Below are 11,467 nucleotides of genomic sequence, written 5' to 3'. Positions count from 1 at the left end.
TGGCGGGGCGCTCGGTGGCCAGGGTGGACGGGCGGACGCTGGAGCCGTCGCCGGCGGCGTTCGAGGCCGAGGCCGAGCTGGTGCTGCGCGATGACCGGGCGGTGCTCCTGGTGGACACCTTCGAGCGGATCCAGGGCCTGGAGGGATGGCTACGGGAGCGGTTCCTGCCCCGGGTGCCGGTGGGCGCGCTGGTGGTGATCGCGGGACGGTTCCCGCCGGACATGCAGTGGCAGGCCGACCCCGGATGGGCGGGGGCGCTGGAGGTGATGCCGCTGCGCGACCTGCCGCCCGGTGACGCGAAGGCGCTGATGGACTGCTGCGGGGTGGCCGACGAGCTGCGCGAGCCGCTGCTGGCCTTCGCCGGCGGGCATCCCCTGGCGTTGCTGCTGGGGGCGGCGGTGGCGGTGCAGGACGGCGGGGCCAGCAGGCGGTGGACGCCGAAGCGGGACGTGGTGGCCACGCTGCTGGACCAGCTCGTCGGAGAGGTCCCTTCGGGGGCGCATCGTCATGCTCTGGAGATCTGCGCGCACGCGTACATGACGACGGAGGACCTGCTGCGGGCGGCCCTGCCGGAGGACACCGGGGCGCTGTTCCGGTGGCTGCGGCGGCTGCCGTTCGTCGAGTCGAGCAGTCTCGGGCTGTTCCCGCACGACGTGGTGCGTGAGGTGCTGGAGGCCGATCTGCGCTGGCGGGATCCGCAGGGGTACGCCGCGATGCACGACCGCATTCACGCGCACCTGGCGGAGAAACTGCGCACGGCGGCCGATCCGGATGTGCTGGGCGCGGTGGCGGCGCTTTTCTATCTGCATCGCGACAACGGTGCGCTGGTCGATTCCCATGGCTGGCACGAGGAGGGCGAAATTCAGGAGGACGTCCTGCGGGCCGGGGACGTCGCCATATTGCTGCGGCTGGCCGCGGCGGCGGAAGGCGAGGCGTCGGCGGCGTGCGCCGCTTTCTGGGCCGAGCGTCGGCCGGAGGCGTTTCGCACGTATCGGCGGGCCGAGACCGGCGAGCCGGTGGCCTTCTGCGCGTGGCTGCGCCTGGAGGAGCCCGATGAGCAGGAATTGGCCGCCGATCCGATCGTGGCCGGGGCGTGGACGCACGCGCGGGCGACCGCGCCGTTGCGGGCCGGTGAGCATCTGGCCGTCGCCCGGTTGTGGGTGTTGCCGGCCTACTACGGCGATTCGCCGGTGTCGGATCTGATCCAGTGGCGGATGATCGGCAATTGTCTGCGGGGCGAGCGAATGGCTTGGTCGTACATCGCGCTCCCGTGCTCGAATTCCAAGGCGGATCGTCTACGGCACTACGACATGCATGACATTGCCGAGCGGCCGCGGGCGGGGGACGAGGCGTACAGCCTGTTCGTCCACGACTGGCGGGCGGTGCCGGCGCAGGCCTGGCTGGAGCGGCTGAACCGGTCGCCGGCGCCGAGCCCGTACGCATCTGCGAGGACCTCTGGCACCGCGAGCTTCACGGAGCGGTCAAGAGCTGAACGCCCGGCTCGCGGGGGTCGATGTCCATGCGGCCCGGGGCTACTGCGTGGCCTTCCACAGGGTGTGGGTGTCGGAGACGGTCTCGAGACGCTGTGCCTTCCCGTCCCGCAGGTGCCAGACATGGACGAACCTCGCCACGCCCGCCTTGCCGGTCACCCGATGCACGCCGCGGTGCTCGCCCACGACGAAGACCTTGTCGTCGACCGGCGTGAGCTCGAACGGGGTGAGCTCGAAGTCGGCCCACTCCGCGGCGATGGGCCCCAGCGCCTTCTCGATGACGTCACGCGGCCCGTAGTAGGTCGCGGCGCCGGCCACCGCAGCGATCTCAGAAGTCGGCATGAGATCGCCATAACCCGTCCACTTGACATCCGGCGCCAGGCGCTCCGCGAACGCCTGCAGGTTGCCGGCGGCCAGCGCCGAATAGATCTCGGCGACGGTACGGCGGTTGATCCGCGTAGTCGGGGAGAGGATCTTCGCCTCGGTCTCCATCACGTACGGCTCCTTGGTCATCTGGTGGTCCTCCAGATGACCGCGGACGACTGCTCATTCTCCAGACCGCCGGCCCGCCGATTCCTGTCCATCGCGTGGCGCGCACAGCTCGGCGAAGCGCTCGACGTCGATGTTGCCGCCGGAGACGATCACGCCGATCCGCGGCGGGACGCGGTCCAGGCGCCCGGCCAGCAGGGCGGCCAGCGGGGTGGCGCCGCTGGGCTCGATGACGACCTTCAGCCGTTCGAACGCCAGCCGCATCGCCGCGCGGATCTCGTCGTCGGAGACCAGGACGATCTCGTCCACCAGCCGCTTGTTGATGGAGAACGTCAGCTCGCCCGGGATGTCCGCGGCCTGGCCGTCGGCGATGGTGCGCGGCACGGGGATGGACACCCGCTCGCCCGCGGCCAGCGAGCGCTTGGTGTCGTCTCCGGCCTCGGGCTCCACACCGATGACGCGGATGCCGGGCCGCAGGCCCTTGGCCGCCGTGGCGCTGCCCGCGATCAGGCCGCCGCCCCCGACGGGCACCACCAGCGCGTCCAGCTCCCCGACCTCCTCGAGCAGCTCCAGCGCCGCGGTGCCCTGCCCGGCGATGACGTGCGGATGCTCGTACGGGGGGATCAGCGCCAGCCCGCGCTCGGCGGCCAGCGCCTCCCCGATGGCCACCCGGTCGCCGGTGTAGCGGTCGTAGGTGAGGATCTCGGCGCCGTACCCGGCGGTGGCCTCCACCTTGGAACGGGGCGTGTCCTCGGGCATGACGATCACCGCGGTGCTGCCCAGCTCGCGCGCGGCCAGGGCGACGGCCTGGGCGTGGTTGCCGGAGGAGTAGGCGGCGATGCCCCTGGCGAGCTGCTCGGGCGAGAGCCGGGAGGCGGCGTTGTAGGCGCCGCGGAACTTGAACGCGCCGATGCGCTGGAAGTTCTCGCACTTGACGAACACCTGGGCGCCGACCAGGGCGTCCAGGGTGCGCGAGCGCAGAACGGGCGTACGGTGGGCGACGCCCTTGAGCCGGACCGCGGCGTCGTGGACGTCGTCCAGGGTGACCGGGAATGGGTTCGTCATGCTCGCTGCTCCTCGGAGGTGTCGGATCGGGCCTGGGAGAGGTAGCTGTAGGCGGAGGCACGGGAGATGCCGAGCCGGGCCGCCACCTGGGGAACCGCCCGGCGCACGGCGAACACGCCGCGCTCGTCCAGGCTCCGGAACAGCGCAAGACGCTCCGCCCGGCTGAGCTCCGCCCAGGGCTTGTGCTGCTCCAGCTGGTACGCGTCCACGATGGCATCCACCACCGCGTCGACGTCGTCGCCGAAGGTCGTGGCCGGCACCACGGCGGCGGGCGCGGCGAGCCCGGCGAGCTGGCCGATCAGCGCGTGGGCCTGGGTGACGGCGGTGATGTCGAGGTTGACGCACAGGGCCCCGAACACGGCGCCGGTGCTGTCGCGCAGGACCATGGTGGAGGACTTGACGAGCTTGCCGTCCCGGGTGCGGGTGACGTAGTTGAGCTCGTCGCGCGCCTGGTCGCCGCGGGCCAGGATGCCCATGCCGATCTCGCTCATCGACCCGCCGACACTGCGGCCGGTGACCGAGCCGGCGATGGCGACCACGGAGTTGTCCGGGCGGCGGAAGTCGTGCACCACCACCTCGCAGAACGAGCCCAGGGTCGCCACGATCCCGTCGATGACCGGGCTCAGCGCGGCGATGATCGCATCCTGCTCATCACGCTTCACGAGCGGTCCCCCGTACTAAGCTGCAAAGGTCTGGACAAACAGTACAGACTGTAGACGAAAAGTCCAAGCACCTCAGACCGGCACGCGACCTGCGCGTCACCGCGACCTGGCCTCGGCCAGCTGTTCATCGGCCACGACCTGGCCCTCGTCCGGCACGTGGCCGACAGGGTCGCCGTGCTGCACGACGGGCGGATCGTCGAGACCGGCCCGGTCCATCAGGTGTGGGACGCGCCCGCCCACGCCTACACCCGCGAGCTGCTCGCCGCCGTACCCGATCTCACCCGCGCGGGGGCCGGGTGACGACGGCGGACGGGGCCCTGGACCCCCGTCAGCCGTCCACACCACTCAGGTAAGGGCGAATTCGGCGGCCGCCTCGGCGTGCAGGCGGGCGCTCGGGAACACCGGGATGCCGGTGTCCTTCTCGCTGATCAGGAGCTCGATCTCGGTGCAGCCGAGGATGACGCCCTCGACGCCTTCGCGGGTCAGATCGTCGATGATCCGCGCGTAGACGTCCTTGGAGGACTCGCTCAGCACCCCGCGCACCAGCTCGTCGAAGATCACTCGGTGGATCAGCTCGCGCTGCTCACGCTCCGGGACGACCACCTCGAAGCCGTGGGCGGCCAGCCGGTCCCGGTAGAAGGGCTCCTCCATCGTGAAGCGGGTTCCCAGCAGCCCGACCTTGGCCATCCCCCTGGCCCGTACCTCGGCGCCCACGGCGTCGGCGATGTGCAGCACGGGAACGCTCGCCGTCCGCGTGACCTCCTCGGCCACACGGTTGAAGGTGTTGCTGCAGATGAGCAGGACCTCGGCGCCGAGATTCTCCAGCTTCCGCCCGGCGTCCGCCAGCAGCGTGCTCACCTCGCCCCAGCGGCCGGCGAAGATGAGGTCCTCGACCGTCGTGTAGTCGACCGACCAGATGAGGCTGTTCGCGGAGTGGCTGCCGCCAAGCCGCTCGCGTACCCGCTGGTTAATGACCTGGTAGTAGATGACAGTCGACTCCCAGCTCAGCCCGCCGATGAGACCGATAGTGCGCATGGAACTCCGTTTCCTAGCCTCGTGGCGACAGGCTAGGTGCGGCGATTGCTCATTTCACAGGCCAGAAACTGTCCGGCACGCTGGACAGGTCGGTGGCGCGTTCCGCATCCGGGGCCGCAGGCTCACGCCGTCATGGGGAATTGGCGGTCCAGGCCGGTGCTGCGCAGCAGTTCGGACATGTAGGGACGGGGAGCGGTCAGGGCCACAGTGATACCCATCGACCTGGCGCGACGCTGCACGCCGACCAGGACGGCCAGCCCCGAGGAGTCGCAGAACGTCACGCGGGACAGGTCGAGGATGAGCAGGTCGGTGCTCTGGCGCAGCGCGGCCAGGAGCCGCCTGCGCAGCGTGGGGCTGGTGAAGATGTCGATCTCGCCGGTGAGCTCGACGACGGTCGGGGTGGACGGCTCGCCGGCGTCGACCGAGGAGGTGTCGAGAATGCTCATGGGGCGCTCCCTGCGCAAGGGCAAGACGCCTGCCGGTCGATTCGGGCCCGGGGACAGCGTCGATGCCATGATGGCCGGCCTGTTCAGGACCCTGAAAGGATCCCAAGTCATCGATCGCCGAGGGCGACGCCGACCCGAATGCCAACGCACGAAATGTCCGCGGTACCGCCACTCTACCCCTTGGGCTTCCCGAGAGCCTCTGCTGGCGAGGGGAGCTCCGTGCTCGCGGCGCGGCGGCGCTGGACGCGGCTGAGTCCGGCCAGCGCCAGGCGGCTCGCTCATTGGCACGGCTTGCGGGAGCCCGCGACCCCGCTGTACGGGGCGAGCGGGCTCAGAGCTTGAACAGCTTGGCGTACGGCACGGTGATGCGGTGCGTCTCCGAACCGAAGTCCACGAGAACGGCGACGCCTTCCTCGATCCCGATCACCAGGCCGAGTCCGTATTTGTCGTGACTCACGCGGTCCTGCAGGAGGAAGTTCTCAAGTGGTGGTGGGGCGACCTCGGGTTTGTTGAAGGGGCTTCCGGGGAGGGGGCGCCGGGCCGCGGCTCGTGTAGGCCTCATTGACATCAGTATGCGCCCCTTTGACCGATGCGTCGACCGTTTTGCCCCTTTGTGCTGGCTGTACCACGGAGAGTTAGGGGATGTCACGCCGGAGCGTGACGGGACGGGCGAGGGTGGCCCGGCCGGGTCATTGACGTGCAGCAGTCCCCGCTCCACCCACTGTCGCAGGTCGTCGGCGGACCCGTAGCGGCCGGGTCTCCTGCCAGACGTCAATGACCCCCTGCGGGTGCCCGGGGTCGGCGTCGATCTGCCCGTCATTTTGCAGGGAGCGTTTTACATATTGCCATGAGCGTTGTAATTTTCCTCATGCCGCACATCGCACGCAGCAGAGGAGAAGACCGCATGATCAGGATCGCCATCGTCGTCGGCAGCACCCGTCCCAGCCGCAGGACCGAGGTCGCCGCCCGCTGGGTCGCCGAGGTCGCCGCCCGGCACCCGGCTGTCGCGTCGGGCCAGGCCGCCTTCGAGCTCGTCGACCTGGCCGACTACGGGCTGCCGGTGCTCGACGAGCCCGCTCCAGCGCTGTTCGGCGACTACCGCAACGAGCACACCGCCAGGTGGGCCAGGACCGTCGGCTCGTTCGACGGGTTCGTCTTCGTCACCCCGGAGTACAACCACTCCGTTCCCGCATCGCTGAAGAACGCGATCGACTTCCTGTACGCGGAGTGGAACAACAAGGCGGCCGGATTCGTGAGCCACGGCGTGCACGGTGGCACCCGGGCCGTGGAGCACCTGCGGCTGTCCATGACCGAACTGCAGGTCGCCAACGTGCGCACCCAGGTCGCGCTGTCGGCGTTCACCGACTTCGAGATCAACGACCCGACGGAGCCCGGCGTGATCGCTCCGGGGCCGCACCAGGAGCCGACGTTGATGGAGCTGCTCGACGAGGTCATCGCCTGGGCGCGGGCGCTCAAGCCGCTGCGCGACGCCGCCTCGACGGCCGTCCTCGCCTGACCTGTCAAGAAGGGAGCCGATTCCATGCGATACCGGCTGCTGGGCCGTACCGGACAGCGGGTCCGCCCAGATCGGCGGCGGGCGGCGGCCATGACGGGAGAGAGCGTCCGCCCGGGTCGGCAGGCGGCGGCCATGACGGGGAACACCGGGGCTGTGGGCATCCCGGTGTGACACTGGCGCGAAGGCGAAGCGGCCCGGCTGAAGGGCCGGAAGCAGATCCGATCTCGTGCTGGCCATACGGAAATCCTCGGGTTACGATCCGGAAACACATCCGATGTATGTGGTCCCGCAGGAGCCCCCCATGCCGACCGCCACACCGATTCGTCTGTGCGCCGCCCTCCTCCTGTCCCTCTGCCTCCTGCCCGCCCCCGCCCACGCGGAACAGGCCGAACAGGCCGCGCGAGGAAGCTGGAAGGTCTCCGGCTTACCCGGCGGCCCGGCGGCGGAGCTCGCGCTCGACGCCCAAGAGGGCACTCTCACCTTCGCCGCGACCCGCGGCGGCGCCCGGGTCCTGGAGCCCAGCCCCGTCGGCATCGTCACCGAACGGGCCGACCTGTCCCAAGGGCTGCGCTTCCTGCACCGCCGCGACCGCCTGGTGACCGAGCACTACACCACCACGGTCGGCAAGCGGCTCAAACGAGCGGCGCTCATGCGCGAGGCGACCTTCGCCTTCCAGAACGCCGCGGGCGCCCGGCTCGACCTCGTCGTCAGGGTCGCGCGGGACGGTGTCGCCTACCGCTATCGGCTGCCCGCCGACTACGGCCCCGTCCTGCGCGAGACGTCCGCGTACACGCTCCAGCCGGACGCGACCGCCTGGCTGGCCGTGCACCGCCGCGACTACGAGAACCCGTTCGTCCAGCACACGGCGGTGACCGCGCCGGCGGGCGACTTCATGGTGCCCGCCCTGTTCGAGACCGGCGGCGGCCACCTCCTGATCACCGAGTCGGGCCTGGACGGGCGCTACTCCGGGCCCCGGCTGGCGCACGAGGCGGGCGCCGCCACGTACCGCCTCCGGTTGTGGGACGAGCAGGTCCAGGTCGCCGGAGCGCTGGAGACCCCGTGGCGGGTCCTGATCATCGGAGATCTGGCCACGGTCACCGAGTCCACGCTGGTGGACGACCTCGCCCCCGCCTCCAAGGTCCGCGACACCTCCTGGATCGAGCCGGACCAGGTGCTGTGGACCTGGCTCGCGGGCGGCAGGGAGGCGGGCCAGAGCCTGGAGATCCAGAAGGGGTACGTCGACTACGCCTCGGCGCGCGGCTGGCCGTACGTGGCGGTGGACGCCGGGTGGTACTTCCTGCCGGACCAGTGGGACGTCACCGACCCGGACTGGCCGGCCAACAGCTGGATCCCGCAGCTCGTCGAGTACGGGCGCGGCAAGGGCGTGGAGATCCTGGTCTGGATCCACTTCCGCGACCTGGACACGCCGGAGGAGCGAGCCCTGTGGCTGCCCACCCTGAACCGCTGGGGCGTGCGCGGCGTCAAGATCGACTTCATGGACTCCGAGGCGCAGGAGCGCCTGCGCTGGTACGACGAGATCCTCCCGGCCACCGCCGCGAACCGGCTCATGGTCAACTTCCACGGTTCGACCATCCCCAAGGGCATCCACCGCACCTGGCCGCACGTGCTGACCATGGAGGGCGTGCACGGCGGCGAGAAGCGCACGCTCACCACCGCCCACCTGACCACTCTGCCCTTCACCAGGAACGTCGTCGGCTCGATGGACTACACGCCGATGGCCTTCCACCGCCCGTCCCGGCCCACTTCCGACGCCCATGAGCTGGGCCTGGCGGTGACGTACGAGTCAGGGCTGCAGAACCTGGCGGGCACCGTCGAGTCCTACCAGGCCAGACCCGAGGCCGAGCGGTTCCTCGAGCAGGTGCCGGCCGCCTGGGACGAGACGCGGCTGCTGTCCGGCCGCCCGGCCGATCACGTGGTGCTGGCGCGGCGCAGCGGCGACCGGTGGTTCGTGGGAGCCGGGGTCTCGGGCGCCCCTCGGACGCTCGACGTCCCGCTGAGCATGCTGCACGGCCGGTGGCTGGTGGAGGTCGTCCGCGACGGCCCGACCGGCCTGGTGCGCGAGAGCCACGTGATCGACGGCCCCAGCGGCCGCCTGTCGGTGCCGGTGCCCGGCGAGGGCGGGTTCGCGGCGATCGCCTGCCGCTGGCAGCCCCGCATCACCACCTGCGACCGATAGACCTCCGACCTACACTCCCAGCACACCTCCGATGTATAGAGGCACCCTGATGAAGAGACGGATACTGGCAGGGCCTATCGTCCTGCTTCTCGGCGCGGCGCTGGCCGTGGTCCCGGCCGCGCAGGCGCAGACCGGGCGCGCGGCGGAGCCGCACACGCTCTGGTACGACGAGCCGGCCCCCGACACGAACGAAGGCTGGGAGACGCGGTCGCTGCCGATCGGCAACGGGGCCATGGGCGCCACCGTGTTCGGCGGCGTGCGGGCCGAGCGGCTCCAGCTCAACGACAAGACCCTGTGGACCGGCGGCCCCGGAGTCCCGGACTACAACTTCGGCAACTGGGACGCTCCGCGGCCCGGCGCGCTGGACGCCATCAGGGAACGGATCTGGAAGGAGGGCGGCATCTCGCCGAACGATGTCCTGGCCGCCCTCGGCCTGCGGTCGGACACGCCGCGCCACCGCAGGTTCGGGGCGTACCAGAGCTTCGGCGACCTGCGCCTCGCCTTCCCCGACCTTCCGGAGCAGGTGGGCGATTACCGCAGGGAGCTCGACCTCGCGCGCGGGGTGGCCGGCGTGTCGTTCACGGCCGGCGGTGTCCGTCACAGCCGCGAGTACTTCGCCTCCGCGCCCGCGGGCGTGATCGTGTCCAGGCTCGCCGCCGACCGGCCCGGCGGGGTGGCCTTCACCGCGCGGATCGCCGTCCCGGCCAACCGGTCGGCCTCGGCCACCTCGAAGGGCGGGCGTCTCACCGTCAAAGGGGCGCTGACCAGCAACGGGATGGCGTACGAGGCCCAGCTCCAGGTCCTCAACCAGGGCGGGACCAGGACCGACAACCCGGACGGCACCGTCACCGTGACCGGCGCGGACTCGGTGGTCCTCATCCTCGGCACGGGCACCGACTACGCCGCCGATTACCCCACGTACAAGGGCGAGGACCCGCACGCCAAGCTCACGGCGCGGGTCGACGCCGCCGCGGCCCAGGGGTTCGGCAGGCTGCTGGCCGCACACCGGGCCGACCACGCCGCCCTGTTCGACCGGGTACGGCTCGACCTGGGCGGCGCCCTGCCCGTCATCCCCACCGACGACCTGCTGGCCCGATACGGTTCGGCCCCGGCCGCCGACCGGGCGCTGGAGCAGCTCTTCTACCAGTACGGGCGCTACCTGCTCATCGCCTCCTCCCGCCCCGGGTCGCTGCCCGCCAACCTCCAGGGCTTGTGGAACGTCCACGAGGCCCCGCCCTGGCAGTCCGACTACCACGTGAACATCAATCTGCAGATGAACTACTGGCTCGCCGAGATGACCAACCTGGCCGAGCTGGCGCGCCCTCTGCACGCCTACGTGGACGGGCTACGCGAACCGGGCCGTGTCACCGCCAAGCAGATGTACGGGGCGCGCGGCTGGGTCGCCCACCACGCCTCGAACATCTTCGGCCAGACCGGCGCCTGGGACCACCCGGCCTACTTCTTCCCCGAGTCGGGAGCCTGGCTGTCCCTGCAGCTCTACGACCACTACCGCTTCACGCAGGACAAGGGCTTCCTGCTGCGGACCGCGTACCCGATCATGAAGGAGACCGCGCAGTTCTGGCTCGACTTCCTGCAGACCGACCCCAGGGACGGCAAGCTGGTCGCCATCCCCAGCCGCTCCCCGGAGATCGGCCCGGCCACGGCGGGGGCGTCGATGTCGCAGCAGATCCTCTGGCACCTGTTCACCGACCTGCGCGAGGCCGCAGGGCTGGCAGGCGACGGGCAGCAGGCGGCCGCGGCCGCGAAGGTGCTGGCCAAGCTGGACCCGGGCCTGCGGGTCGGCAAGTGGGGACAGCTCCAGGAGTGGAAGGAGGACCTCGACGACCCGGCGGAGACGCACCGGCACGTCTCCCACCTGTTCTCGGTGCATCCGGGCCGGCAGATCTCGCCGCGTACGACGCCGGAGCTCGCGGCGGCGGCCAAGGTCTCGCTCAACGCCCGCACCGACGTGGGCACCGGCTGGAGCAAGGCCTGGAAGATCAACTTCTGGGCGCGGCTGCTCGACGGCGACCGCGCGCACAAGCTGCTGCGCGACCAGCTCCAGACCAGCACCCTGGCCAACCTGTGGGACACGCACCCGCCGTTCCAGATCGACGGGAACTTCGGCGCGACCTCCGGCATGACGGAGATGTTGCTGCAGAGCCACCTCGGAACGATCGACCTGCTGCCGGCGCTGCCCGCCGCGTGGGCGGACGGCCGGATAACCGGCCTGCGCGCCCGCGGCGCCCATACCCTGGGCCTGACCTGGGCGTCGGGGCGGCTGTCCGAGGTACGGCTGACCTCGGACAAGGGCGGCGCGGTCAAGCTCCGCAACGACGCGCTCCGCGGCAGCCTCCGGATCACGACGGACCACGGGCGTCCGGTGGCGTACAGCGTGGACGGCGACACCGTGACGTTCCAGACGCGCACCGGCGGGGGCTACCGGATCGTGGTGATCAATCGGTAGAGCGCCTGACGACGAGGTGTGAGGCATACATCCTGTGATGTACCAGGTAGTCGATCAGGCGGGGTTCCTCTATTTTTGGCCTGACCACGCGCCCCAAGGA

At 70.7% G+C, this 11,467-nt stretch carries 12 protein-coding genes; 5 read left to right on the top strand and 7 right to left on the bottom strand.

What is annotated here, in order from left to right:
• Window positions 1-149: 149 nt before the first annotated feature.
• The 4 genes from EJK15_RS74330 to EJK15_RS10395 all read right to left on the bottom strand — a co-directional run bounded on the left by EJK15_RS74330 (window position 150) and on the right by EJK15_RS10395 (window position 3,706).
• Window positions 150-1,139, bottom strand: coding sequence for a hypothetical protein (locus EJK15_RS74330; RefSeq protein WP_240776879.1), 990 nt, complete (start codon window positions 1,137-1,139; stop codon window positions 150-152).
• Window positions 1,140-1,532: 393 nt separating this feature from the next.
• Complete coding sequence (locus EJK15_RS10405; protein WP_138710172.1) at window positions 1,533-2,003, bottom strand: nuclear transport factor 2 family protein; 471 nt, start codon at window positions 2,001-2,003, stop codon at window positions 1,533-1,535.
• Between the two features lie 33 nt (window positions 2,004-2,036).
• Window positions 2,037-3,044: a threo-3-hydroxy-L-aspartate ammonia-lyase gene (locus EJK15_RS10400; protein ID WP_138710171.1), complete on the bottom strand. Its 1,008-nt coding sequence runs from the start codon at window positions 3,042-3,044 to the stop codon at window positions 2,037-2,039.
• Window positions 3,041-3,706: a helix-turn-helix transcriptional regulator gene (locus EJK15_RS10395; protein ID WP_138710170.1), complete on the bottom strand. Its 666-nt coding sequence runs from the start codon at window positions 3,704-3,706 to the stop codon at window positions 3,041-3,043. Before EJK15_RS10395 ends, EJK15_RS10400 begins: the two co-directional genes overlap by 4 nt.
• 156 nt (window positions 3,707-3,862) lie before the next feature.
• On the opposite strand from EJK15_RS10395, the gene EJK15_RS10390 reads away from it, so the two are divergent.
• The gene (locus tag EJK15_RS10390) at window positions 3,863-4,006 is read left to right on the top strand and encodes an ABC transporter ATP-binding protein (protein ID WP_240776878.1); all 144 of its coding nucleotides are present in this window, start codon (window positions 3,863-3,865) and stop codon (window positions 4,004-4,006) included.
• A 45-nt stretch (window positions 4,007-4,051) separates the two neighbouring features.
• On the opposite strand, the gene EJK15_RS10385 is transcribed toward EJK15_RS10390, so the two are convergent.
• From EJK15_RS10385 to EJK15_RS76230, 3 genes are all read right to left on the bottom strand, one after another.
• A complete protein-coding gene (locus EJK15_RS10385; RefSeq protein ID WP_138710168.1) occupies window positions 4,052-4,741 on the bottom strand; it encodes an aspartate/glutamate racemase family protein in 690 nt (229 codons plus the stop codon).
• A 122-nt stretch (window positions 4,742-4,863) separates the two neighbouring features.
• Window positions 4,864-5,187 carry an STAS domain-containing protein gene (locus EJK15_RS10380; protein ID WP_138710167.1) on the bottom strand — a complete coding sequence of 108 codons (324 nt, stop codon included), beginning with the start codon at window positions 5,185-5,187 and terminating at the stop codon, window positions 4,864-4,866.
• A gap of 331 nt (window positions 5,188-5,518) precedes the next feature.
• On the bottom strand, window positions 5,519-5,644 hold the full coding sequence (locus EJK15_RS76230) for a hypothetical protein (protein ID WP_276615376.1): 126 nt from the start codon (window positions 5,642-5,644) through the stop codon (window positions 5,519-5,521).
• A 447-nt stretch (window positions 5,645-6,091) separates the two neighbouring features.
• Between EJK15_RS76230 and EJK15_RS10370 the strand changes: the two genes are divergently transcribed.
• The 4 genes from EJK15_RS10370 to EJK15_RS10360 all read left to right on the top strand — a co-directional run bounded on the left by EJK15_RS10370 (window position 6,092) and on the right by EJK15_RS10360 (window position 11,367).
• Entirely contained in the window at window positions 6,092-6,703 is a 612-nt protein-coding gene (locus EJK15_RS10370; RefSeq protein WP_138710165.1) for an NADPH-dependent FMN reductase, read from the top strand.
• A gap of 24 nt (window positions 6,704-6,727) precedes the next feature.
• Window positions 6,728-6,874, top strand: a complete 147-nt coding sequence (locus tag EJK15_RS70395) for a hypothetical protein (RefSeq protein WP_171074214.1) — start codon at window positions 6,728-6,730, stop codon at window positions 6,872-6,874.
• Window positions 6,875-7,004: 130 nt separating this feature from the next.
• Complete coding sequence (locus EJK15_RS10365; protein ID WP_138710164.1) at window positions 7,005-8,900, top strand: glycoside hydrolase family 97 protein; 1,896 nt, start codon at window positions 7,005-7,007, stop codon at window positions 8,898-8,900.
• Window positions 8,901-8,949: 49 nt separating this feature from the next.
• The gene (locus tag EJK15_RS10360) at window positions 8,950-11,367 is read left to right on the top strand and encodes a glycoside hydrolase family 95 protein (protein ID WP_138710163.1); all 2,418 of its coding nucleotides are present in this window, start codon (window positions 8,950-8,952) and stop codon (window positions 11,365-11,367) included.
• The last annotated feature ends 100 nt before the right edge of the window (window positions 11,368-11,467 follow it).

The organism is Nonomuraea basaltis (assembly GCF_005893125.1).
GTDB lineage: Bacteria > Actinomycetota > Actinomycetes > Streptosporangiales > Streptosporangiaceae > Nonomuraea > Nonomuraea basaltis.
The sequence above is the reverse complement of the archived record's forward strand: the minus strand, read 5'-3'. Positions and strand labels throughout refer to the sequence as shown.